At 72.3% G+C, this 21,368-nt stretch carries 19 protein-coding genes, 1 tRNA gene and 1 pseudogene; 6 read left to right on the forward strand and 15 right to left on the reverse strand.

The window, feature by feature from the left end; translation table 11 throughout:
* Positions 1 to 76 precede the first annotated feature (76 nt).
* Together AB0E98_RS11455 and AB0E98_RS11460 are read left to right on the forward strand one after the other, a co-directional pair.
* Entirely contained in the window at positions 77 to 1,591 is a 1,515-nt protein-coding gene (locus AB0E98_RS11455; protein ID WP_361701284.1) for an MFS transporter, read from the forward strand.
* 67 nt (positions 1,592 to 1,658) lie between these two features.
* Complete coding sequence (locus AB0E98_RS11460; protein ID WP_361701285.1) at positions 1,659 to 2,450, forward strand: TetR/AcrR family transcriptional regulator; 792 nt, start codon at positions 1,659 to 1,661, stop codon at positions 2,448 to 2,450.
* Positions 2,451 to 2,816: 366 nt separating this feature from the next.
* On the opposite strand, the gene AB0E98_RS11465 is transcribed toward AB0E98_RS11460, so the two are convergent.
* A complete protein-coding gene (locus tag AB0E98_RS11465) occupies positions 2,817 to 4,451 on the reverse strand; it encodes an MDR family MFS transporter (protein WP_361701287.1) in 1,635 nt (544 codons plus the stop codon).
* Positions 4,452 to 4,474: 23 nt separating this feature from the next.
* The gene (locus tag AB0E98_RS11470) at positions 4,475 to 4,969 is read right to left on the reverse strand and encodes a MarR family transcriptional regulator (RefSeq protein WP_361701288.1); all 495 of its coding nucleotides are present in this window, start codon (positions 4,967 to 4,969) and stop codon (positions 4,475 to 4,477) included.
* Positions 4,970 to 5,158: 189 nt separating this feature from the next.
* Between AB0E98_RS11470 and AB0E98_RS11475 the strand changes: the two genes are divergently transcribed.
* On the forward strand, positions 5,159 to 5,395 hold the full coding sequence (locus tag AB0E98_RS11475; RefSeq protein ID WP_361701289.1) for a hypothetical protein: 237 nt from the start codon (positions 5,159 to 5,161) through the stop codon (positions 5,393 to 5,395).
* A gap of 60 nt (positions 5,396 to 5,455) precedes the next feature.
* On the opposite strand, the gene AB0E98_RS11480 is transcribed toward AB0E98_RS11475, so the two are convergent.
* The 5 genes from AB0E98_RS11480 to AB0E98_RS11500 all read right to left on the reverse strand — a co-directional run bounded on the left by AB0E98_RS11480 (position 5,456) and on the right by AB0E98_RS11500 (position 8,760).
* Entirely contained in the window at positions 5,456 to 6,016 is a 561-nt protein-coding gene (locus tag AB0E98_RS11480) for a hypothetical protein (RefSeq protein ID WP_361701290.1), read from the reverse strand.
* Between the two features lie 47 nt (positions 6,017 to 6,063).
* On the reverse strand, positions 6,064 to 6,897 hold the full coding sequence (locus AB0E98_RS11485; protein ID WP_229358258.1) for an RNA polymerase sigma factor SigF: 834 nt from the start codon (positions 6,895 to 6,897) through the stop codon (positions 6,064 to 6,066).
* 191 nt (positions 6,898 to 7,088) lie between these two features.
* Complete coding sequence (locus AB0E98_RS11490; protein ID WP_361701531.1) at positions 7,089 to 7,994, reverse strand: RNA polymerase sigma factor SigF; 906 nt, start codon at positions 7,992 to 7,994, stop codon at positions 7,089 to 7,091.
* A 276-nt stretch (positions 7,995 to 8,270) separates the two neighbouring features.
* Entirely contained in the window at positions 8,271 to 8,564 is a 294-nt protein-coding gene (locus AB0E98_RS11495) for a Dabb family protein (RefSeq protein WP_361701292.1), read from the reverse strand.
* Positions 8,565 to 8,598: 34 nt separating this feature from the next.
* A complete protein-coding gene (locus tag AB0E98_RS11500) occupies positions 8,599 to 8,760 on the reverse strand; it encodes a hypothetical protein (RefSeq protein ID WP_164737664.1) in 162 nt (53 codons plus the stop codon).
* Between the two features lie 525 nt (positions 8,761 to 9,285).
* On the opposite strand from AB0E98_RS11500, the gene AB0E98_RS11505 reads away from it, so the two are divergent.
* A complete protein-coding gene (locus AB0E98_RS11505) occupies positions 9,286 to 9,660 on the forward strand; it encodes an STAS domain-containing protein (RefSeq protein ID WP_361701294.1) in 375 nt (124 codons plus the stop codon).
* A 178-nt stretch (positions 9,661 to 9,838) separates the two neighbouring features.
* Here AB0E98_RS11505 and AB0E98_RS11510 read toward each other — a convergent pair whose 3' ends face one another.
* Positions 9,839 to 12,826 (reverse strand): BTAD domain-containing putative transcriptional regulator, encoded by a 2,988-nt coding sequence (locus AB0E98_RS11510; RefSeq protein ID WP_361701296.1) that lies wholly within the window; start codon positions 12,824 to 12,826, stop codon positions 9,839 to 9,841.
* An 82-nt stretch (positions 12,827 to 12,908) separates the two neighbouring features.
* On the reverse strand, positions 12,909 to 13,796 hold the full coding sequence (locus AB0E98_RS11515) for an RNA polymerase sigma-70 factor (protein WP_361701298.1): 888 nt from the start codon (positions 13,794 to 13,796) through the stop codon (positions 12,909 to 12,911).
* 136 nt (positions 13,797 to 13,932) lie between these two features.
* Between AB0E98_RS11515 and AB0E98_RS11520 the strand changes: the two genes are divergently transcribed.
* Positions 13,933 to 14,421 carry a carboxymuconolactone decarboxylase family protein gene (locus AB0E98_RS11520; RefSeq protein WP_361701300.1) on the forward strand — a complete coding sequence of 163 codons (489 nt, stop codon included), beginning with the start codon at positions 13,933 to 13,935 and terminating at the stop codon, positions 14,419 to 14,421.
* Positions 14,422 to 14,481: 60 nt separating this feature from the next.
* On the opposite strand, the gene AB0E98_RS11525 is transcribed toward AB0E98_RS11520, so the two are convergent.
* From AB0E98_RS11525 to AB0E98_RS11535, 3 genes are all read right to left on the reverse strand, one after another.
* Positions 14,482 to 15,843 (reverse strand): cysteine desulfurase, encoded by a 1,362-nt coding sequence (locus AB0E98_RS11525; protein ID WP_361701302.1) that lies wholly within the window; start codon positions 15,841 to 15,843, stop codon positions 14,482 to 14,484.
* Positions 15,830 to 17,212: a family 2B encapsulin nanocompartment shell protein gene (locus AB0E98_RS11530; protein ID WP_361701304.1), complete on the reverse strand. Its 1,383-nt coding sequence runs from the start codon at positions 17,210 to 17,212 to the stop codon at positions 15,830 to 15,832. Before AB0E98_RS11530 ends, AB0E98_RS11525 begins: the two co-directional genes overlap by 14 nt.
* A gap of 278 nt (positions 17,213 to 17,490) precedes the next feature.
* Entirely contained in the window at positions 17,491 to 18,702 is a 1,212-nt protein-coding gene (locus AB0E98_RS11535) for a macrolide family glycosyltransferase (RefSeq protein WP_361701532.1), read from the reverse strand.
* 1 nt (position 18,703) lies between these two features.
* Between AB0E98_RS11535 and AB0E98_RS11540 the strand changes: the two are divergent.
* Positions 18,704 to 20,041 (forward strand): annotated as a pseudogene (locus AB0E98_RS11540) (ABC transporter permease); the annotation flags it as partial.
* A 72-nt stretch (positions 20,042 to 20,113) separates the two neighbouring features.
* Here the strand turns inward: AB0E98_RS11540 and AB0E98_RS11545 are convergent.
* The 3 genes from AB0E98_RS11545 to AB0E98_RS11555 form a co-directional block, all read right to left on the reverse strand.
* Positions 20,114 to 20,200: transfer RNA gene (locus AB0E98_RS11545), tRNA-Ser, on the reverse strand.
* A gap of 69 nt (positions 20,201 to 20,269) precedes the next feature.
* Entirely contained in the window at positions 20,270 to 20,767 is a 498-nt protein-coding gene (gene tadA, locus AB0E98_RS11550) for a tRNA adenosine(34) deaminase TadA (protein ID WP_361701306.1), read from the reverse strand.
* Between the two features lie 34 nt (positions 20,768 to 20,801).
* Positions 20,802 to 21,332 (reverse strand): hypothetical protein, encoded by a 531-nt coding sequence (locus AB0E98_RS11555; protein ID WP_361701307.1) that lies wholly within the window; start codon positions 21,330 to 21,332, stop codon positions 20,802 to 20,804.
* Positions 21,333 to 21,368: the final 36 nt, after the last annotated feature.

A 21,368-nucleotide genomic window follows, 5' to 3' on the forward strand; every position in this document is an offset into this window, starting at 1 on the left:
GCCTTGTACGGCGTATAGCGACTCCTGTACGGTGTACGACGCAAGCCAGTCGTACACCGTACAAGGGGGAGCCCATATGACCGCGACCGCGGCGGAAACGCCATCGTCCAGCACCGGAGCCGACGGGAAGCCGCAGCGCCATCCCACACGCTGGCTGGTGCTCGGCGTCATCTGTCTCGCCCAGCTCACCGTGCTCCTGGACAACACCGTCCTCACGGTCGCGATCCCCTCCCTCACCGAGGAGATGGGCGCCTCGACGGCCGACATCCAGTGGATGATCAACGCCTATTCGCTGGTCCAGGCGGGCCTGCTGCTCACCGCGGGCAGCGCCGCCGACCGCTACGGGCGCAAGAAGCTCCTCGCCGCCGGACTCGCCCTCTTCGGCCTCGGCTCGCTCGCCGCGTCGCTGTCCGAGACCACAGGCCAGTTGATCGCCGCCCGCGCGGGCATGGGCATAGGCGGCGCGCTGCTGATGACGACCACCCTGGCCGTCGTCGTGCAGGTCTTCGCCGAGGACGAGCGCCCCAAGGCCATCGGCCTGTGGGGAGCGGTGGGTTCGCTGGGCTTCGCCGGCGGGCCGATCGTCGGCGGTGCCCTGCTCAACCACTTCTGGTGGGGCTCGATCTTCCTGATCAACCTGCCGGTCGCCGCGCTCGGCCTGGTGGCCGTGCTCAAATGGGTGCCCGAGTCCAAGAACCCGTCGGGCGAACGGCCCGACCTGCTCGGCGCGCTGCTGTCCACGATCGGCATGACCGGCGTCGTCTTCGCCATCATCTCCGGTCCCGCCCACGGCTGGACCTCCGCCCGGGTGCTCGTCGCGGCCTTCGTCGGCCTGGTCACGCTGGCCTTCTTCGCCGTGTGGGAGCGCCGCTGCCCGTACCCGATGCTCGACATGCACTTCTTCCGCAACAGCCGCTTCGTCGGCGCGGTCTCGGGCGGCATCCTCGTCGCCTTCGGCATGGGCGGCTCGTTCTTCCTGCTCGGCCAGCACCTGCAACTGGTCCTCCACTACGACCCGCTGGAGACCGGTCTGCGGATGACGCCACTGGCCCTGGTCATCGTCGTCCTCAACTTCTCCGGCGTCGGCGCCCGGCTGCTGCCGAGGATCGGCACCCCGGCCGCCATCGGCGGCGGCATGGGCCTGCTGGCCGCCGGTCTGGCCTCCATCGCGATCCTGGGCGCGCACGGCTACGGCGGGATGCTGCTGGGCCTGATCCTCATGGGCATCGGCATCGCGGTCTCCATGCCCGCGATGGCCAACGCCATCATGTCCGCCATCCCGCCGGAGAAGGCGGGCATCGGCGCCGGCGTCAACGGCACGCTCCAGGAGACGGGCAACGGCCTCGGCGTCGCCGTGCTCGGCGCGGTCCTCAACTCCCGCTTCGCCGCACTCGTCCCGGCCGTGGCCGCCGGCGCGGGCTCCCTGCCCGAGGCGCTCGGCCACGCCCGTACGGCGGCGGACCGCACCGCCATCGAGGACGCCTTCGCCTCCGGTGTGCAGGCCAGCCAGCTCGTCGGCGCGGCCGCCGTGCTCGCGGGCGGCATCGTGGCGGCGGTCCTCCTCCGCCGGGCGGAGCGGCAGCAGGCGTAGCCGGAACCGGAACGACGTGGACGTAGCATGCGAGGTGTACTGACCAGTGGAAAGAGGGGGAGCCGGGATGGCTAGCGGAGGCCGCGCGAACGAATCCCGGCTCAGTGTGTGGCTGACCGACAAGCCCCGTCGCAAGGCCGACGGCCAGACCGGCGAGGGCACGCTCGACCTGGAGCGGATCGTCACCACGACCGTGCGGATGCTCGACACCGACGGGATGGCGAAGTTCTCGATGCGCCGCCTCGCCGCGGAGCTGGGCGTGACCGCCATGTCGGTCTACTGGTACGTCGACACCAAGGACGGACTGCTGGAGCTCGCCGTCGACCACGTCAGCGGCGAGCTGGACCTGCCCGACCTGTCCGACGGGACGGCCGACTGGCGCGACCAGCTCCGCGACCTGGCCGTCCAGTACCGGCGCGTCCTCGTCGCCCACCCCTGGATGCCGCGGCTCCTCGGCCAGTACCTCAACGTGGGGCCGCGCGCGCTGGCCTTCTCCGAGGCCACGCTGACCGTCATGCGCCGCAGCGGGGTGCCGCCCCACGCGATGACCGGCGCGATCTCGGCGCTCTTCCAGTTCGTCTACGGCTTCGCGGCCGTCGAGGGCATGTACAAGGAGCGCTGCCGCGAGCAGGGGCTCACCGAGGACGAGTACTACCGGCGGGTCGTCGAGGCGTTCGCGCGGCGTACGGACACCACGGAGCCGTACGAGGAGGTGACGGAGATCGTGGAGAAGCGGACGACCCAGCACGAGGGGAGTACCGCGGGGATGTGGGAGCAGGATTTCTCGTTCGCGCTCGACACGGTCATCGCCGGGATCGAGGTCATGCGGGACCGCTCGCGCGGGGCGACCCAGTCCTGAGGGGGTGCGCCCCCCGGCGGATTCGGCTGCCCGCCGGTGGGGGTTTTCCGCGCCTGACGGCGCGGGGTTTCGCCCACCCTCCCCCAGCTACCGCTGGGAGGTGCCCCCAGCCCGATTGCCCGGAAGCGCAGCCACGAGGTACTGACGTAAGGGCCCGTCCACCCCACCCCGCACCCGATCCGCTCACGAACGGATAGGGCCCCGCCAGGGCCGCGTGCTCAGGCCGTCCCCTGCCTGTGTGAGCACGCGCCCCCGCCGGGGCCGTGTGCCCGGGGACCGTTCATGCCGTTCCGGTCCGTCCGGGCGACCGGCCTCCGGGGGCGGCGCGCTCCGCTCATGGCGCGCGCCCCCGTCGGCCGGGGTTCGTCAGCCGGCCTTCCCGGCCGGCTCGGAGGCGGTGGTCGCCGCCCCCGGGGTGCCCTTCAGCGCGACCTCCTTGATGAAGAGCGTCACGATGAAGGCGATCAGCGCACACGGCGCCGCGTAGAGGAAGACATCCGCGATGCCGTGCCCGTACGCGCTCTCCATGACCGTGCGGAGCGGCGCCGGCAGGGACTTGAGGTCCGGGATGCCACCGCCGCCCGTACCGCCGTGGCCCATGGCCGCCGCGGCCTTCGGGCCGAGCGCGGTGAGGCCGTCCTTCACATAGTCCGGCACCCGGCTGGCGAGCACCGCGCCCAGCGCGGAGACACCGACCGCACCGCCCAGGGAGCGGAAGAAGGTGACGACGGAGCTGGCGGCGCCGAGGTCCTTCGGCTCGACCTGGTTCTGCGAGGCGAGCACGAGGTTCTGCATCATCATGCCGATGCCGAGGCCCATGAGCACCATGTAGATGGCGAGGTGCCAGTACGCGGTGTCGTAGCGCATCGTGCCGAGCAGACCCAGACCCGCGGTCAGCAGCACACCACCGGTGAGCAGCCAGGCCTTCCAGCGACCGGTCTTGGTGATGATCTGACCGGAAACCGTCGACGACACGAACAGGCCGCCGATCATCGGGATCGTCAGCACACCGGACATCGTCGGCGACTCGCCGCGCGCCAGCTGGAAGTACTGCGAGAAGAAGACCGTGCCGGCGAACATCGCCACACCCACGAAGAGGCTCGCGAGCGAGGACAGGGCGATGGTCTTGTTGCGGAAGAGCCGCAGCGGAATGATCGGTTCGGCGGCCTTCGACTCCGTCAGGAGGAAGAGCGCGGCGAGCACGATCGAGCCGCCGACCATCACGGCGGTCTGCCAGGAGATCCAGTCGTAGTCCTTGCCCTTGCCGGCCCGGGTGACCCAGATCAGCAGCAGGGTGACGGAGGCGGTGATGAAGAGGGCGCCCAGCCAGTCGACCTTGACGTCACGCTTGACGACCGGCAGCTTCAGCGTCTTCTGAAGGACGATCAGCGCGATGACCGCGAACGGTACGCCGACGTAGAAGCACCAGCGCCAGCCGAGCCAGCTGGTGTCGGTGATGACACCGCCGAGCAGCGGGCCGCCGACGGTCGCCACGGCGAAGGTCGCGCCGAGGTAGCCGCTGTAACGGCCGCGCTCACGCGGGGAGATCATCGCGGCCATGACGATCTGGGCCAGGGCGGACAGACCGCCCACGCCTATGCCCTGGACGACACGGCAGGCGATGAGCATGCCGGTGTTCTGCGACAGACCGGCCACGACCGAGCCGGCCACATAGACGACCAGCGCCAGCTGGACCAGCAGCTTCTTGCTGAAGAGGTCGGAGAGCTTGCCCCAGAGCGGGGTGGACGCGGTCATCGCCAGGAGCGAGGCCGTGACGACCCAGGTGTAGGAGGACTGGCTGCCGTGGAGGTCGTGGATGATCTCGGGCAGGGCGTTGGAGACGATCGTCGAGGAGAGGATCGCGACGAACATGCCGAGCAGCAGCCCGGAGAGCGCCTCCATGATCTGGCGGTGCGTCATGGGCGCCGCGTCGGTGGGGGCTCCGGCGGTCGCCGGGGCTCCAGAGGCGTCCCGCACACCTGCCGGTGAGGACTTGGCCATGGACTTCCTTTCTCGCTTGGTGGTCAGACGGGTGTACGGGTGGTGGATTCGGCGCCGGACGGGGCACCGGAGTGGTGGTACGGCCGCGACCGGCAGTCGCCGAAGCTGTCGCGGAGTCGCGTCATCAGGCCGATGAGGTGGCCGACGTCGTCGTCGGACCAGTCCTGGAGGGCGTGGGCGAGCGCGTCCGTGTACCGCGCGGAGACCTCGTCCAGCAGCTCCTGGCCGCTGGCGGTGAGGCTCAGCAGCCGGGACCGCTTGTCGAGCGGGTCCGGCTGCCGTTCGAGCCAGCCGCGCTCGGCGGCGTAGGCGACGTGCCGGCTGGTCACCGAGGCGTCGATGGACAGCAGCTCGCCGAGGCGGCTCATCCGCATCTCCCCGTGCTGCTTCAGCAGGGTGAGCATGATGGCCGTGGCCGGGGAGCAGTCCGGTGGCAGGGCGCGGCTCAGACCGCGCTTGACCGCGCCGATGGCGCTCAGCTGGCGCGCCAGCTCCTCGTACTGCTCCTGTGCGGCCATGGGCCTCGGCTCCCGGGTGCCACTCGCTCGACGGTTAGGTTGCTCTGGGCAACCATAGGGAAGATTGGTTGCTGAAGGCAAATGAAAAATGGGATTATCGGGTAAAAGGAGACCCAAGGGTTCTTCGGGTGGGCGCAAAGGGGCGGCCCGGCGGGCGCGGCGGCGCGGGCTTTCGCTAGGGTCCCGCCCATGGCCAACCCTCAGCAGAACCCCGGTGGCGAGTACGACCCCGCGGGTAGCACGCAGATGTTCCGAGCGTTTGTGGCCGAGGAGGGTGCCGACGTGGCGCCCGTAGCCGCCCCCGGCGGGGGGCGCGCGGCGGCGCGGCGGGCGAAGTCCTCATCAGGGCCGAGCGCCGGGCTGATCATTGGCGTGATCGTCGCGATCGTGCTGGTCGCCGGGGCCGCCTGGCTCGCGCTGGGCTGAGTTCTCGTTTCCGGGGGCTCCGCCCCCGGGCCCCCGCTCCTCGAACGCCGGAGGGGCTGATCACGTCCACGTCGCCCTGACCTCGCGGGTCTCGATCCGCATCCCCGGCGGGACCCGCCGTTCGTCGACGCACACCTTCCAGGTGTCCTCCGCCCTGCCGCCCGGGGCTATCGGGGACGGGAGGGCGTGGGTGGAGGGGATCGTCGCCCGGTCGGTGCCGGTTTTCCCCAGGATGTGGACGGTCAGGGTGACCGTGCCGGAGACGATCGCCGTGCCGCCGGTGTTGGCGAAGGCGAGGGTGACGCGCTCGCACCAGCGCTCGTCGGCCGGTTTGCGGCGCGGCTCGCTCATGATGAGTGCGGGCGTCGAAGGGGTGGTCGAGGGCTTACGGCTCGGGCTGCCGCTCGGGGCGGGGAGCGGGATGAGCTCGGGGAGCGGGATGAGCTCGGGGAGCGGGATGAGCTCCACGCCGCCCTTGGGCGGTACGGCGTGACCGGCCGCTCCTGTGGTGCCGGGTCCGGCGGCCCCCGTGGCGACACGGCCCTCGCGGTCGCCGCCGCCGCAGCCCGCCGTGGCGAGCGTGCCCACCGCAACCAGGCAGACGAGCGTCTTCCGTCGCATCGGCCCAGTTTCGCTGACGATTCGTCAGCCTGTATACGCCCGGGGCATCAGTCGGCGATGAGGCCTTCCCGTAGCTGGGCCAGCGTGCGGGTCAGCAGCCGGGAGACGTGCATCTGGGAGATGCCGACCTCCTCGCCGATCTGCGACTGCGTCATATTGGCGAAGAACCGCAGCATGATGATCTGCCGTTCGCGCTGGGGCAGCTTCGCCAGCAGGGGCTTGAGTGACTCGCGGTACTCCACGCCCTCAAGCGCCGTGTCCTCGTAGCCCAGCCGGTCGGCCAGGGAGCCCTCGCCGCCGTCGTCCTCGGGGGAGGGGGAGTCCAGCGAGCTCGCCGTGTAGGCGTTGCCCACGGCCAGGCCGTCGACGACGTCCTCCTCGGAGACGCCGAGGCACACCGCCAACTCCGGGACGGTGGGCGAGCGGTCGAGCTTCTGGGCGAGCTCGTCGCTGGCCTTGGTGAGGGCGAGGCGCAGCTCCTGGAGGCGGCGCGGGACGCGCACGGACCAGCTGGTGTCGCGGAAGAAGCGTTTGATCTCGCCGACGACCGTGGGCATCGCGAACGTCGGGAATTCGACACCCCGTTCGCAGTCGAAGCGGTCGATCGCCTTGATCAGCCCGATGGTGCCGACCTGGACGATGTCCTCCATGGGTTCGTTGCGGCTGCGGAAGCGGGCCGCGGCGTACCGCACGAGGGGGAGGTTGAGCTCGATGAGGGTGTCGCGGACGTAGGTGCGCTCGGCGCTGTCCCGGTCGAGCGCGGCCAGCCGCAGGAAGAGGGAGCGGGAGAGGGTGCGGGTGTCGATGGCTTCACAGTCGTCGAGCACGGCGTGCGGTGCGTCGTTGGCGAGCACCTTCGCGCTGCCCAGGTCTACGGACATGCCACCCCCTTGAGGTCGCGGACGGATCACAGCGGCACCCTCGCGCGAGGGGCCTTCAGCCTCCACCTGAATACCGGAGGCTGCGCTGTGGCAAACGCAGTTCCAGCAGAATGTCACATGTCGGCAACACGCTGTAGCGTCAAGTCGATATATCTTCCCCATGACATCGGGGGAGGGGTCACCCGCGAGGGTTAGGCGTCGATTCGATTTGCGGAACGCAGCCTGGCGAAGCTTCGTGAGAGTAGCCGGGACACATGCATCTGTGACACCCCCAGCTCCGCGCTGATCTGCGACTGCGTCAAATTGCTGTAGTAGCGCAGCAGGAGGATCCGCTGTTCCCGCTCAGGAAGCTGTACGAGCAGATGGCGTACGAGATCACGGTGTTCGACCCCGGCGAGGGCGGGGTCCTCGTAGCCGAGGCGATCCAGCAGGCCGGGCAGGCCGTCGCCCTCCTGGGCGGCCTCCAGGGACGTGGCGTGATACGAACGGCCGGCCTCGATACAGGCCAGCACCTCCTCCTCGGCGATCTTCAGCCGGTCGGCGATCTCGGCGGTGGTGGGCGACCGGCCGTGGAGCACCGTCAGGTCCTCGGTGGCGCCGTTGACCTGCACCCACAGCTCGTGGAGGCGGCGCGGGACGTGCACCGTGCGGACGTTGTCGCGGAAGTACCGCTTGATCTCGCCGACGACGGTCGGCATCGCGAAGGTGGGGAACTGGACACCGCGGTCGGGGTCGAAGCGGTCGATGGCGTTGATGAGACCGATGGTGCCGACCTGGACCACGTCCTCCATGGGCTCGTTGCGGCTGCGAAAACGCGCCGCGGCGTACCGCACGAGGGGGAGGTTGGCTTCGATCAGGGCGGCGCGCACGCGGGCGTGCTCGGGGGTGCCGGGTTCCAGGGTGACGAACTCCTTGAAGAGCACCTGGGTCAGGGCCCGGGCGTCGGCTCCCCGGCCCTCCCGGGTGCGGGGGCCGCGTACGGCGCCGGGCTCGCCGGGGCGGCCGTCCTCGTCGGCGTCGTGGTCCCCGGCGGGCTCCCCGGCCGGCTCCACGTCGTGGCCGACGGGCCCGAGGTCGCCGGGGAGGCTGTCGGGGATGTCGCGGACGTCGGTGACGGCGTCGGCGACGGCGTCCGCGACGGCGTCGGTGACGCGGTCGGTTTCGTCGGTGGACTTGTCGCGTCGGAGGGGGGCTTCGGGCGCTGTACGGGCCGGCATGGTCACCACCCCTTCGCGGTCAAAATCGATCAACTCATCCGGCAAAAGCGGTCATAGCATCACAAGACATGTCCGTAGTGTGCAAGCACCGCATAGCGCCGTGTTGGCGACAAAAAACACCCCTCGCCCGGGAGGCGAGGGGTGTCGGAGGGGGTGTCAGAACGAGTAGTCGGCGATCACCCAGGTCGCGAATTCGCGCCACTGGGCGACGCCCGCCTGGTGGGCGGGGTGCTCCAGATACCGCTGGAGCGCGTCCATGTCCTCGACCGAGCAGTTGATGGCGTAGTCGTAGGCGATCGGCCGGTCGGAGATGTTCCAGGCGCACTCCCAGGAGCGCAGCTCGGGAATGGCGCCGTCCAGCTCCTCGAACGCCTGCGCGCCGGCGGCGACGCGCGGGTCGTCGCGCTCGACGCCCTCGTTGAGCTTGAACAGGACGAGATGACGGATCACTGGTGCCTTCTTCGCCGGTCGGGTCGGTAGCGGGTCAGCTGACGAGCTGGGTCATGAACTCGCCGATGTTCATGGCGGCGTCCGAGATCCCCTGGAACCCTATCTGGACCAGCTCGGCCGACCGGGCGGGGGAATGGATGATCGTGTACGCCACGAAGATGCCGAGGCCCCAGAGCACGACCTTCTTTGTCTGCACGATGACGCCCTGCCTCCCCTGTGGTCCCGCCTTGATCGCGAGAGTCTATCCGCGCAAACGTGCGAGGGAATGAATGGCCGAAAAACATGGCGCGGTGTGGACCGTTTCACAGCCCTCACACGGACTTTAAGGACTTTGGACCCTGCAAGCCGGGCCCTTCGGCCGACTCCGGCGCCCGCACCGGGGCGGAGGATGGAGGGGCGGTTCACGGATCTGGCAGGAATCTCGTGGACCAGGGATACGGACCTCACTGCGGGGTCCGGGCCGTGCGAATCCCCCCGACCGCGGCCCGTACTTGGAGGCCGTGTCCTCGTCGGGGGAAGCGGCTGTCCCCCCGATGCCGCTTCCCCCGTCCCGCTTTGCCGGAAGCCCCGGCTCCGGACCATCGCGCACACAACGGTCCGGGGCCGGGGCTTCCGTGCTCTCGCCCTGGGAAACGCCGGATCACGGCTGGGCCTCAGAGGTGAAATCGGCCCACTGCCGGGGCACCAGAAAGGCACACGATGTGCCCGATGAGGGAGGGCGGTGAGGTTCGCCATGGGCGTGTACGAGCTCGCCTTCACCATGCGGGAACGCGTGGCGGGGGGAGCGGTCGTCATGGAACTGACCGGTGAGATCGACATCCTGGCCGAACAGACGCTGGGACAGCGGATGGAGGCCGTCTCGGCGCGCTGCCGCGGTGAGCTGGTCCTCGATCTGCGCGGGGTGACCTTTCTGGACGCCAGCGGGGTACGGCTGTTGTTGCGGGTCCGCGCTCGTGCGGCGCGGTGCGGGGCGGGGCTGCGGGTTGTGCGGGGCGGGGCGATGGTGTCGAAGGTGATCCGGATCGCCGGGGTCGAGCCGGCGTTCGTGTGGCTGGAGGAGTTCCCGCCGTCGGCGGTGGACAGCGTTCCCGCCTGACGGCTGGGTTCCGCCGGATTTCCGGGCCCGCCGCCGTGGGGGTTTCCCGCGCCTTCGGCGCGGGATTTCGCCCGCCCTCCCCCAGCTACCGCTGGGAGGTGCCCCCGGCCCGATTACCCGGAACCGCAGCCCACGAGGTACTGATGTGAGGGCCCGTCCGCCCCGCCCCGCCCCCGACTCACCCCCGCTGCCCCGGGAACTCCTCGTCCAGCAGCGAAGCGACCTCCGTCGCCTCCGCCGCGCCGCCCCGCGCCAGCACCTCGTACGCCTCCCGCAGCGCGCCCAGCGCGAGCCGGGGTTCGCCGAGCGCGAGCTGGGCCCGGCCGCGGGCGGCCAGGGCCAGGCCCCGGACGCGGTCGTCGCCGGGACCTGACTCCAGCGCCAGCGCGCGGTCCGCGGCCGCGATGGCCTCGCGGTGCCGGAGCTGCGCGAGCCGGCAGCGCGCCAGCCACGCCCACACCAGGGCCTCCCGGCGCGGTGCGGTCCCCTCCGGTTCGACGGCCAGGGCCTCCCGCAGCCGGTCGGCGGCCGCCGACGTCCGGTCGGCCCGCAGATGGGCGCGGCCCGTCTGGAGGAGCACCAGCGCGAGGGTCCGGCCGTGGCCGAGCTCCCGGGCGCGCCCGGCCGCCGCGTCGGCGGCGGCGAGGGACTCCTCGGACCGGCCCAGCGCGATGTACGCGCGCGCCGCGTGGGCCAGCGCCTCGGCGGCGGCACCCGTCGCGCCCTCCCGGCCGAGGCCCTCCTCGGCCCGTACGAGCAGGGGCAGCGCCTCGTCGGCGCGGTCCAGCTCCAGCAGGACGACGCCGAGTTCGTACCCGGCGAGGAGGGGCGTGAGCGGATCGTGGGCCCCCTCGGCCAGGCGCAGGGCCTCCCGCAGGTCGTGCACGGCGCGCGCATGGGCGTCCGGGCCGGGGCGGGGCGCGGCGAGCAGGCGCAGCGTACGGGCGGCGGCGGTGTCGTCGCCCTGTTCCCGGGCCCGGTCCAGGGCCTGCCGGGCGGGCGGCTCCAGGTCCTGGCGGCGGGCGGTGTCCGCGGTCAGGTCGGCCCAGACGGTCAGCAGGTCGACGGCGGGGCGCAGGGCGCCGGGGACGTCCTGCGCCAGGACCTGCCGCACGGTGGCGAGCACGTGCGGGTGGGCGTCGTGCGTCCAGGCGCGGGCGGTGCCGGCGTCGGCCGGGGGGTGGCCCGCGGTGGCGAGGTGGTGGAGGAGGTGGCGCGGCAGGGGGCTGTCGGGGGTCAGGCGCAGGAGTGCGGTGGCGGCGGTGGCCAGTTGGTGGTCGAGGAGGCGCAGCAGCGCCGCGTCGCGGACGGGCGGGCTGTCGGTGCGTTCGCTCTGCTGCCGGGCGAACCGCCGCACCAGGGCGTGGTGGCCGTACCGGCCCGGGGCGGGGGACTCCAGCAGCCCGGCGCCGGTGAGCCCGCCGGTGACGGCTTCGGCGCGCGCGGCCTCCGGGAGGTCGAGGACGGCGGCGGCCGAGTCGGCGTCGAGCGGCCCGGCGTCGGGAAGGGCCAGCAACCGGAAGGCGCGGGCCGCCTCGGGCTCCAGCGCGTCGTGCGCGACCCGGCAGACGGTCTCCAGGGCGAGGGCATGGGCGTCGGCGTCCGCGTGCAGCGCGTCGAGGCGTTGCCGTTCCTCGGCGAGCCGGGCGGCGAGGTCGGACGGGGGCCAGGCGGGAGGCGTGGCGAGGAGCGCGCCCGCGATCCGCAGGGCCAGCGGCAGCCGCGCGCAGGCGTCGGCGACGGAGCGGGCGGCGTCGCCCCCGGCGACGGCCGAGGCGGCGGCGCGGCCGCCGCCGACCGCCGTCAGCAGGGCCAGCGCCTCCTTCTCCTCCATCGCGTCCACCTCGACCGTCCGGACGCCCGGCATGCCGAGGCCGAGGCCGACGTCGCGGGAGCGGGTGGTGACGATCGCCGCGCAGCCGGGTGTGCCGGGCAGCAGGGGGAGCACCTGCGAGGGGTCGTGGGCGTCGTCGAGGACGACGAGCACGCGGCGGTCGGCGAGCAGGGAGCGGTAGAGCGCGGTCCGGCGCTCCACGCCGTCCGGTAGGGCGGCGTCGGTGACGCCGAGCGCGTACAGCAGGTCCACCAGGGCCGTGTCCGTGCCGCGCAGGCCCGCGTAGAGCAGGCCGTCGGGGTACGCGGCGCGGACGGCACGGGCGGTGTGCACGGCCAGTGCGGTCTTTCCGGTGCCACCGGGGCCGGTGAGGACGACGACGTCCCCGGCGGCGAGGGCCTCGCGCACCTCGGCGGTGAGGGTCTCGCGGCCGGTGAAGCCGGCGGGTTCCGGCGGCAGACGGTCCGATACGGCCTGCGGGCGCGCGGGTACGGGCGCGGCGGCAGAGGCACGCCGTACGTCGGCGGCCGGCGCCGCGCCGGGGGCCGCGAGGGCGGGGTCGCCCGCGAGGATCCGTTCGCGCAGCCGGACGAGTTCGGGGCCGGGCCCCTCGGGCAGCAGGCGCCCGGTCTCGCTGAACACCGCGAGGGCCTCGGACTGCCGCCCGGCGCGGTGGAGGGCCAGCATCAGCAGGGCGCGCGGCTTCTCGCGCAGGGGCTGTTCGGCGGTCAGGGCGCGCAGCCCGGCGACCGATTCGGAGTGCCGGCCCAGCGCGAGGGCGCAGTCGAAGTGGTCCTCGCGGGCGGTGGCGCGCAGTTCGGTGAGCCGCTCGCGCTCCCGCTCGGCGTACGGGCCGGTCAGCCCGGCCAGCGCGGTGCCCTCCCACAGGGCCAGGGCGGTGGACAGCCGCGCGTACGCCCCGGCGGGGTCGCCGCTCGCGCGGGCGGTGGCGGCGGCCGCGAGGTGCTCCTCGAACACGGTCGCGTCCAGGCTTCCGGGCGGCACCCGCACGGCGTAGCCGCCTCCGGTGGAGACGAGCACCTTCGCGCGGCCCCGGAAGGGCCGGGCGGGCTCCAGGACGGCGCGCAGCCGGGTGACGTAGGCGCGCAGGGTGTCCATGGCGCGGTGGGGCGGGTCGTCGCCCCAGAGGGCGTCGACGAGTTCGGAGGCGGTGAGGGAGCGGCCGTCGCGCAGCAGCAGGATCGCGAGGGCGGCGCGCTCCTGCGGGGAGCCGAGCGGCAGCGGCTGGCCGTCACGGTCGGCCCGTACGGGGCCGAGCACATGGAAGCGGAGGCGGTGCTGTTCCGGCTGGGGCTCCTCGTCACCGGGCACGGGCGGTCTGCTCCTCGCTGAGATCGGTCATCCCTGATCGAATCATATGAATTGGTGCGTAAAAGACAGTACTCTCGGGGGCTCAGCGGCGCAGGGCCGTCTCCCGCCCCATGCGCGACAGCTTCTCGGGGTTGCGCACGGCGTAGAACCCGGTGATGAGGCCGTCCTCGACGCGCACCGTCAGGACGGTGTCGAGCTCGCCGTCGAGCCGGATGAGCAGCGCCGGGTGGCCGTTGACGAGGGTCGGCCGCAGCGATCCCGTGGCGGCGATCCTGCCCAGCCCGGCGGCCAGCAGCCGGCCCACCTTGCCGGCTCCCACGATCGGCCGCAGGACGGCCTGCTTGACTCCGCCGCCGTCGCCCAGGAGCACGACGTCCGGCGCGAGGATGTCGAGGAGGCCCTGGATGTCGCCCGTCTCGGCCGCCCGCCGGAACGCGTCGAGCGCTTCCTGGGTCTCGGCCGGGGTGACGGCCCCGCGCGGGCGGCGCGCCGCGACGTGCGCCCGTGCCCGGTGCGCGATCTGGCGGACCGCGGCCGGGCTCTTGCCGACGGCTTCGGCGATCTCGTCGTACCCGAGGTCGAACACCTCGCGCAGCACGAACACCGCCCGCTCGGTCGGCGCGAGCGTCTCCAGCACCAGCAGCATCGCCGTCGAGACGCTGTCGGCCAGTTCGACGTCCTCGGCCACGTCCGGGGCGGTGAGCAGCGGCTCGGGCAGCCAGGTGCCGACGTAGGACTCCTTGCGGCGGCCGAGCGTCCGCAGTCGGCCCAGGGCCTGACGGGTGGTGATCCGGACCAGGTAGGCGCGCCGGTCCCGCACCACGCCGAGGTCGACGCCGGACCAGCGCAGCCAGGTCTCCTGGAGGACGTCCTCCGCGTCGGCGGCCGAGCCGAGCATCTCGTAGGCGACGGTGAACAGCAGGTTGCGATGGGCGACGAACGCCTCGGTGGCGGGATTCTCCGTATTCACGCGCACAAGACGCCGCCGACCACGGCTCTGTGACATCCGTGAGCGATGGCGCACGTCACACGGCCGCCCCGTCACAGGAGGCGGGGCGCCGGCATCTCGTGTTCGTCAAAGCCACACCACGAGTGAGGACGAAGCCATGAACGCCGCCCGGTTCAACATGCTCGAGAACGAGATCGCCCTGAAGTTCGCCAAGCGGTTCGCCAACGCCGGCATGGCGATCCACCAGTCGTCGCTGCCGCGGGCCACGCAGGAGCTGGTGGCGCTGCGCGTCAGCCAGATCAACGGCTGCGGCTGGTGCGTCGACATGCACGTCAAGGAGGCCGCGGCCGCCGGTGAGACCGCGGTGCGGCTCGCGCTGGTCGCCGTCTGGCGCGAGTCCACCGTGTTCACCGAGGCCGAGCGGGCGGCGCTGGCGCTCGCCGAGGAGGGCACCCGGCTCGCCGACGCCCATGAGGGCGTGTCCGACGGGACCTGGGAGCGGGTGCGCGAGCACTTCGACGACGACCGGACCGCCGCGCTGGTCTCCTTGGTCGCCCTCGTCAACGCGGCCAACAGGCTCGCCGTGATCGCGCACCAGCGGGGAGGCTCCTACGAGCCCGGCATGTTCGCCGCCGTGCTCGGCTGATCCCCGGGACGGCCCGGGCCCGTACCCCCCACGTCGAGCGGGGGTACGGGCCCGGGGCTGTCAGCCTCCGGTCGTCAGCCGCAGCAGGGACGCGACCAGCCGGTCGACGTCCTCCCGTGTGTTGTAGAGCGCCAGCGAGGCCCGCGCCGCGCTCTCCACGCCGTAGTGGCGCAGCGAGGGCTGGGCGCAGTGGTGCCCCGCGCGGACGGCGATGCCGTCCTGGTCGAGCGAGCGGGCGATGTCGACCGGGTCGTGCCCAGCCAGGGTGAACGTCAGCGTCGCGATCTTCTCGGGCGCCGAGCCGAGGATGGCGATCCCCGGTACCTGGGACATGGCCTGCTCGGCGTAGGCCAGCAGCCCGTGCTCGTAGGCGGCGACGGCCTCACGGTCGAAGCCGGTCAGCCAGTTGATCGCCGCCAGCAGCCCGGCGACCCCGGAGATGTGCCCGGTGCCGGCCTCGAAGCGGTGCGGCACCGGCGCGTAGGTGCTGCCCGTGAAGTCGACCTGGTCGATCATGTTGCCGCCGCCCTGCCAGGGCGGCATGGCGGCGAGCAGTTCCGGCTTGCCGTAGAGCGCGCCGATGCCCGTCGGGGCGAACAGCTTGTGCCCGGAGAAGACGTAGAAGTCCGCGTCCAGGTCCTGGACGTCGACGGGGAAGTGCGCCACCGCCTGGGCGCCGTCGACCAGCACCTTCGCCCCGTAGCGGTGCGCCAGCGCGGTCATCTCCTTCACCGGCGGCACGGTGCCCAGCACGTTCGACGCCTGGCTGACGGCGACGAGCTGGGTGCGGAAGGAGAGCAGGTCCGCGAAGGCGGCCTGGTCGATGCTGCCGTCCGGCAGGAGCGGGATCGGCACGAGCCGGGCCCGCTTCTCCTTGGCGAGCAACTGCCAGGGCACGATGTTGGAGTGGTGCTCCAGCGTGGCGACGAGGATCTCGTCGCCGGGGCCGATGTTCGCCCGTCCCCATGTCTGGGCCACGAGGTTGATGGCCTCGGTGGTGCCCCGGGTGAAGACGATGTCGTCCGGGGAACCGGCGCCCAGCAGATCGGCGACGGCGGTCCGGCCCGCCTCGTACGTCTCCGTGGCCTCGCGGGCCATGGTGTGCGCGCCGCGGTGGATGTTGGAGTTGGCGGCGCCGTAGTAGGCGGAGAGCGCCTCGATGACCTGGCGCGGCTTCTGGGTGGTCGCGCCGTTGTCCAGCCAGACGAGCGGATGGCCGTTGACGGTGCGGTGGAGGACGGGGACGTCCGCCCGGGCCACCATGGGGTCGAAGCCGCGCGCGGTGCGCGGCGGGGTGGACTGCGGGGCCGTCGAGGGCACCGGTGGAGCAGCGGCCGTCGCCGGCACCGGCGGAGCAGCGGCCGCCGTCGGCTGTTCGTACGGGAACGGCTGCCCGTACGTCCGAACGTCAGGAATAGTCATGGTACTTGGACACCTCGACGTTCTGGAGGACGGCGAGGGCGTCCTCCACGAGCACCGCGGCGTTGAAGTACGCCGACAGCAGGTACGAGGTGATGGCCTTCTGGTCCGTGCCCATGTTCCGCATCGACAGGCCCGGCTCGACCTCGTCCGGCACCCCGGCCGGGCGCAGACCGATGACGCCCTGCTCGGCCTCGCCCACCCGCATCAGCAGGATCTCGGTGGTCGCGGCGCCGCCGGCGCCCTGGAAGCGCACCTTGTCGGAGGGGAGCAGCGGCACCCCGCGCCAGGTGATCAGCGGGCTGCCGAAGCGGGTGTCGATCACCGGCGGGACGCCCCGGCGGGTGCACTCGCGGCCGAAGGCGGCGATGGCCTTGGGGTGGGCGAGGAAGAAGCTGGGCTGCTTCCACACCTTCGAGAGCAGCTCGTCGAGGTCGTCGGGGGTCGGCGCGCCGGTGCGCGGCTGGACGCGCTGGCCGGGGGCGACATTGTTGAACAGGCCGAACTCGGGGTGGTTGAGGATCATCGCCTCCTGGCGCTCGCGGAGCGCCTGGATGGTGAGGTCGGCCTGGACCCGGGTCTGGTCCATGGGCGCGTTGTAGAGGTCGGAGACGCGGGTGTGGACGCGCAGCACGGTCTGGGCGAGGGTCATGTGGTACTCGCGGGGCGTGTCCTCGTACTCCACGTACGTGCCCGGCAGTTCGGGCTCGCCGGTGTGGCCGGAGGCGAGGTCGACGGGCACCTCGGAGCCGGGCAGGGGGGCCTCGCCCGCGATGTGGGCGTCGAGCGCGGCCCGCAGGCCCGCGTCGCGGTCGGCCAGCGCGTTGAGCGTGTCGAGCCCGACGGTCAGGGCGACACCGGAGGTGACCGCCTTGACCCGGAACGGCAAGGGCTGACATCGGGTCCAGGAGTCCAGGCAGAAGAACTGGCCGTCGCCTATGACCTCCAGGAGCGCGTCCTCGCCGTACCGGCCGGTGACCCGCTTCTCGGCGCGACCGCTGACGATCACGGTCAGCTTGTCGCAGGTCTCGCCCTCGGCGCCGATGATCTGCCCGGGCTCGAAGGTCACCTGCTCGAAGGAGCCCGCGAGTTCGGCCAGCAGTGCCCCGTCGGCCTCGCGCAGGAAGGGAAGTTCGCGCAGGTCCTCGGGGACGACGCGGTGCGCGCCGCTCTCGGAGTAGCAGCTGATGCGGTCGTCGCCGAGGATGAACGTCCGGCGGCGGTTGACCCGGTAGACGCCGGACTCGACGTCGACCCAGGGCAGCGCGCGCAGCAGGTAGCGGGGCGTGATCCCGCGCATCTGCGGGGTGGTCTTGGTGGTCGTGGCCAACTGCCGTGCGGCATCGGGCGCGAGACTGAGTCGATCGTTCATGCGGTCCTCCTCGAAGAGCCCGCGCGGGTGCCCGCGCGGGAACGCAGACCGATCGTCCGGTTGGTGGGTTCACGCCACAAGACGGGAGATTCCGACACGGTCCGGAATTGATCGACCGACGGAGCGTGATGCCGCGGCCACCGATCGGGGGCAAGGGTTCCGCCGTCGGCCGCCCTCTTGGTCCGGACCGCGAGATGACCGGATCTGTTCCGTGCGGGCCGTCCTCCCGGGCGCGTCGCGTCGGCGCGGCAGCGCAAAACCGCCGTCGGGCGCCCTCATCAGGCACTCAGGGCACTCAGGGCGCAGGTCCGCCGGCCGGGGAGCTCGGCCTCGACGAGGTCGGCGGCCCGCCGGGTGCCGCCCTCGGCCGCCATCCGCCGCCGGATCGCGGCACCGCGCGCGGCGGCGTCCGGGTCCCCGGCGAGCGCCAGCACCGCCCCGCGCAGGGCCTCCGGCGTGGCCTCCTCCTTCGCCACCCGGCGGGCGACCCCCAGCTCCACCAGCATCTCGGCGTTGCCGAACTGGTCGGCCGCCTGCGGCACGGCCACCATCGGCACCCCGTGGGCGAGCCCCTCGTGCGCGCTGCCCGCGCCCGCGTGGGTGATAAAGACATCGGCCTGTTCGAGGATCGCCTGCTGGGGCACCCAGTCGCGGACCTCGACATTGCCGGGCGCCTCGCCCAGTTCGGCACGGTCCACGCCCTTGCCGGTCCGCAGCACCACGTGCCAGCCCGGCAACCCGCCGAAGGCCTCGACGCAGGCGCGGTAGAACTCGGGGGCCCGGGTGAAGAGCGTGCCCAGGGAGATCAGCAGCACTCGCTCGGCACCCGCCGGGCGTTGCCAATCGCCCCCGCTCCCGTCACCGGTCGCGTGCTCGGGACGGCAGGGGCCGGTGAAGGTGTACACGGCGGGGTCGACCCGGTGGGCGTTCGGCTGGAGGACCTCCGAGATCAGCGCGATGCAGCGCTCGGGACGCCGCGCGACCCCGCCCGGTCCGATCGATATCCCGTTGTTGGCGAGCCAGGCGTGGGAGCGGCTGTAGCGCGGAGCACCGCACGGGTCCTCCCGCAGCGCCCCGGACATCTCGGCCGCCACCTTCTCCTCGTAGCCCTCCCAGGCGACGGCGTGCGGGGAGAGCTGCACGGCGGGCACGCCCCAGCGCTGGGCGAGGACCCGGGCCGCGTAGGCCATCGGGTCGTAGAGGACCGGGTCGGGACGGTCGCCCTCGTACGCCTTGAGCAGCTGGGGGAGCGCCTGGCCGGCGTCGGCCAGGAACAGCCGGAGGTGGTCGATGAGTTCGCCTCCCCAGGCCTGCGGGTCGTCGCCCGCCGGCAGCGTGGACGTGTAGATCCTGGGCTCGGCGCCGGTGGCGGCGACGGTCCCGGCGAAGGAGCCGGGGACGGCGTAGGTGACGCGGTGGCCGCGGGCGGCGAGCTCGCGGATCACCTCGATGCTCGGATTGACGTGCCCGTGGGCCCCGACGCCGAACATGGCGATGAACAGCGTCCACGGCACGGCCACGGCCAAGTCCCTCGTCGTGCGCAACGCGATCGGCGGCCTCCTGGCGGCCGGCGGAGCCGCCGCGGCCGCGAGCGCCTCCAGCGAGTCCACGCTGGGCCTGGGCGCCTTCCTGCTGGTCGTCGGCGTGTTCGTGCTCACCCCGCTGCTGTCCCGGCCGCTGATCGCCGCCGTGGGCCCCGTACTGCGCGCCTTCGGCATGCCGGGCCGGCTGGCCCAGCAGAACGCGGTCCGCAACCCCCGCCGCACCGCCGCCACCGCCTCCGCGCTGATGGTCGGCCTCACCCTGATCACCGCCATCACCGTGATCGCCGGAAGCGTGCAGAAGGCCATCGACAAGATGGCCGCGGACGCCATCAAGGCCGACTACGTGGTCGTCATGGCCAATATGAACGCCCTCTCGCCCGACGTCGCCGGCAAGCTCGCCGCCCATCCCCGGGTGACGTCCAGCAGCCCCCTGCGCGAGGCCCCGGTCCGTATCGACGGCGAGGACGACTCCCTGACCGGCGTCGACGGCCGGACCGTCGGCGGGCTCGTCAAAGTCGGCTTCAGCGCCGGCTCTTTCGCCGGACTGAGCGGCGACAAGGCCGTGGTCGACGAGAAGACGGCCAAGAGCCACGGCTGGAAGAACGGTTCCTCGTTCGCCGTCGCCTACCCGGACGGCACCGACGGCCGGCTGACCGTCGCCGGCGTCTACAGGGGGAACCAGATGTTCCAGGGGATCATGGTCGACAACGCCACGGTCACCCCGCACATGCCCCAGGTCGACGACCGTCAGGTCATGGTGAAGGTCAAGGGCGGCGCCACCGCCGCGAACAAGGAGTCGTTGCGCAAGGCCCTGGGCGACAACCCCGCCATCCAGGTGCAGAGCAAGGACGACATCTCCCGCGAGATCGCCAAGGTCGTCAGCCTGATGCTGAACATCCTCTACGGCCTGCTCGCCATGGCCGTGCTCGTCGCGGTGCTCGGGGTCGTCAACACCCTCGCCATGTCGGTCGCCGAGCGTCGCCGGGAGATCGGCATGCTGCGGGCCATCGGTCTGGACCGCGGCGAGATCAAGCGGATGGTGCGGCTGGAGTCGCTGGTCATCTCGCTCTTCGGCGGAGTGCTGGGCGTCGGACTGGGCGTCTTCTTCGGCTCGGCCGCGGGCGAGCTGATCGGCGCGAGCATGGCCACCTACGAACTGGTCCTGCCCTGGGGCAGCCTGGCCGTCTTCCTGCTGCTGTCCGGTCTGGTCGGCGTGCTCGCCGCGCTGTGGCCCGCCCGCCGGGCGGCGAGCACCAACATGCTCGAAGCCATCAAGGCCGACTGAGCCGGGAGCCGGGCCGGTATACGAAGAACCGCCCCCGATCCGGTGATCCGGATCGGGGGCGGTTCCCAAGAGCGGTAGCGGTGGGATTTGAACCCACGGTGGAGTTGCCCCCACACACGCTTTCGAGGCGTGCTCCTTAGGCCGCTCGGACACGCTACCGAGAGAGAGCTTAGCGGACGGTGGGCCGTGCCCTGAAATCGGTTCCGGGGTGCGGGGGTGTGGTCCTGGTCACCGGTCGCGGAAGAAGCGGGTGAGCAGCTCGGCGCACTCGTCGGCGAGGACCCCGGAAATCACCTCGGGGCGGTGGTTGAGACGGCGGTCGCGGACCACGTCCCAGAGGGAGCCGGCCGCACCGGCCTTCTCGTCGGCGGCGCCGTAGACGACGCGGTCCACCCGGGAGAGCACGATCGCTCCCGCGCACATCGTGCAGGGCTCCAGGGTGACGACGAGCGTGCAGCCCGACAGCCGCCACTCACCGACGGCCCGCGCGGCCTCGCGGATCGCGAGGACCTCCGCGTGGCCGGTGGGGTCGCCGGTGGCCTCGCGCTCGTTGCGGCCGCGGCCGATGACGGAGCCGTCCCGGTCCAGCACGACGGCGCCCACCGGCACGTCGCCCGTGGCGGGGGCCGCCGCGGCCTCCGCCAGGGCGGCCCGCATGGGGACGAGCCAGGGGTCGCGCACCGGGTCGTGGACCGGGACGGCTGAGTCGTGGACGGCTTCGTTCATGGCACCAGTGTGAGCGCACCCGTCCGGGCGGACGTCAGCGGACGGCCTCCAGGACGTCGGTGCAGCCGAGGGCCTCGGCGATCGTGCCGAGGGCGTCCCCGTCCAGGGCCAGGAGCTCCTTCTCGCTCACCCCCAGGTCCTCCAGCAGCCTGCCGTCGCCCAGCGGGCCGCTGGGCGCGACGGAGGCTGCCGCCCCGCCGTCGCCCTCGTCGTCCTCCCCGGCCTCGGGTTCGCCGTCCTCGGTGCCGTCGAGGTCGAGGGTGTCCAGATCATCGCCCTCGTCGTCCTCGTGTCCAAGGAGCTCGTCGACGAGCATCGCCCCGTACGAGCTGCGGTTGGCGACGGCGGCGTTCGAGAGGAAGACCCGGGGGTCGTCCTCGCCGTCCACCCGGACGACGCCGAACCAGGCGTCCTCCTGCTCGATGAGCACCAGGACCGTGTCGTCGTCCTCCGAGGCCTCGCGGGCGATGTCGGCGATGTCGGACAGGGTCTCCACGTTGTCGAGTTCTGTGTCGCTCGCTACCCACCCGTCTTCGGTGCGCGCGAGCATTGCGGCGAAGTACACCGTGACTCTCCCACTGGTCATAGGCGGTGCCGGGTC

This window comes from Streptomyces sp. NPDC037389 (assembly GCF_040636475.1).
GTDB lineage: Bacteria > Actinomycetota > Actinomycetes > Streptomycetales > Streptomycetaceae > Streptomyces > Streptomyces hesseae.

What these genes read in the sequence shown, in the direction of transcription:
- AB0E98_RS11465 (WP_361701287.1), bottom strand. Translation starts at nt 4,451, where the DNA reads ATGGCCAAGTCCTCACCGGCAGGTGTGCGGGACGCCTCTGGAGCCCCG.
- AB0E98_RS11525 (WP_361701302.1), bottom strand. Translation starts at nt 15,843, where the DNA reads ATGACTATTCCTGACGTTCGGACGTACGGGCAGCCGTTCCCGTACGAA.
- AB0E98_RS11460 (WP_361701285.1), top strand. Translation starts at nt 1,659, where the DNA reads ATGGCTAGCGGAGGCCGCGCGAACGAATCCCGGCTCAGTGTGTGGCTG.
- AB0E98_RS11530 (WP_361701304.1), bottom strand. Translation starts at nt 17,212, where the DNA reads ATGAACGATCGACTCAGTCTCGCGCCCGATGCCGCACGGCAGTTGGCC.
- AB0E98_RS11455 (WP_361701284.1), top strand. Translation starts at nt 77, where the DNA reads ATGACCGCGACCGCGGCGGAAACGCCATCGTCCAGCACCGGAGCCGAC.
- AB0E98_RS11535 (WP_361701532.1), bottom strand. Translation starts at nt 18,702, where the DNA reads ATGTTCGGCGTCGGGGCCCACGGGCACGTCAATCCGAGCATCGAGGTG.
- AB0E98_RS11475 (WP_361701289.1), top strand. Translation starts at nt 5,159, where the DNA reads ATGGCCAACCCTCAGCAGAACCCCGGTGGCGAGTACGACCCCGCGGGT.
- AB0E98_RS11485 (WP_229358258.1), bottom strand. Translation starts at nt 6,897, where the DNA reads ATGTCCGTAGACCTGGGCAGCGCGAAGGTGCTCGCCAACGACGCACCG.
- AB0E98_RS11470 (WP_361701288.1), bottom strand. Translation starts at nt 4,969, where the DNA reads ATGGCCGCACAGGAGCAGTACGAGGAGCTGGCGCGCCAGCTGAGCGCC.
- tadA (WP_361701306.1), bottom strand. Translation starts at nt 20,767, where the DNA reads ATGAACGAAGCCGTCCACGACTCAGCCGTCCCGGTCCACGACCCGGTG.
- AB0E98_RS11480 (WP_361701290.1), bottom strand. Translation starts at nt 6,016, where the DNA reads ATGCGACGGAAGACGCTCGTCTGCCTGGTTGCGGTGGGCACGCTCGCC.
- AB0E98_RS11520 (WP_361701300.1), top strand. Translation starts at nt 13,933, where the DNA reads ATGAACGCCGCCCGGTTCAACATGCTCGAGAACGAGATCGCCCTGAAG.